The 980-nt window shown below is 43.3% G+C and carries 1 protein-coding gene; it reads left to right on the top strand.

Annotated elements, in window-relative coordinates; genetic code table 11:
* The coding region (locus ACS8FC_RS15215) for an ATP-binding protein (RefSeq protein WP_439297388.1) at positions 1–980 on the top strand (980 nt) is incomplete at both ends.

Here is a 980-nt window from a genome sequence, read left to right as displayed (position 1 = left end):
ACCCTAATAGTAGTACCAGTAGTTCGGCCATCAAGATAGTGGTTCCGTCTGAAATTAATGATATGGCAGTCTTGATAGGCCCTGTACCCTTATTTAACTGGTTTCCACTCAATTTAATTATTAGTATGATTCTGATTAGTATGTTTTTAATCAGTTTGGGTGTTTATGCGCTTATTTTCCCACTTGAGCGCAAGCTGCAGCTTATTCAAGTGGGTGTTAATGAGGTGAGTAAAGGTAATCTTGATATTCAAGTACAGGTAATTGGTCAAGATGAGATCGCACGTTTATCAGCCACCTTTAACGCAATGACGTCACATATTAAGCGTTTGATTGAGTCGCAACGAGAGCTCACGCGAGCCGTATCACATGAGCTTCGTACGCCAGTTGCGCGTATTCGATTTGCGGTAGATATGCTGGCTGATACTGACGACGAAGATTCACGCTTTATGCAGCGTGATTATATCGATGAAGATATCGAATCACTTAATGGTTTGATTGATGAGATTTTGACTTATGCCAAGCTCGAAGAGGGCTCGCCAAAATTAGATTTAGAACCAGTAAATCTCAGAGAACTGCTACAGCAGATTGAGCGTGAGACCAATGCACTAGGTAAGCCGATTAAAATAGTGACCAACTTGCCAAATGCGAAAGTAACCGCGATTGCCGATCGACGATATCTGCACCGTGTGATTCAGAATCTTGCAGGTAATGCTTTACGTTATGCCGAGACCACGATCATTATTAGTGCTGGTGTCAAAAAGGGTAATGCATTTGTCAGCGTCGAAGATGACGGTCATGGGATTCCTGAGGCTGATCGTGAAAAAGTATTTATACCGTTTTCGCGCTTGGATGATAGCCGTACACGAGCATCAGGCGGCTACGGTCTAGGCTTGTCTATTGTATCGCGCATTGCCTTTTGGTTTAATGGTAGTATGAAAGTAGATGAGAGCCGAGATCTTGGCGGCGCAAGATTCGTAATG

The sequence above is a fragment of the Psychrobacter sp. 1Y4 genome (assembly GCF_051847555.1).
Note: the sequence above shows the minus strand (reverse complement) of the source record. Positions and strands in the feature narration are given on the sequence as shown.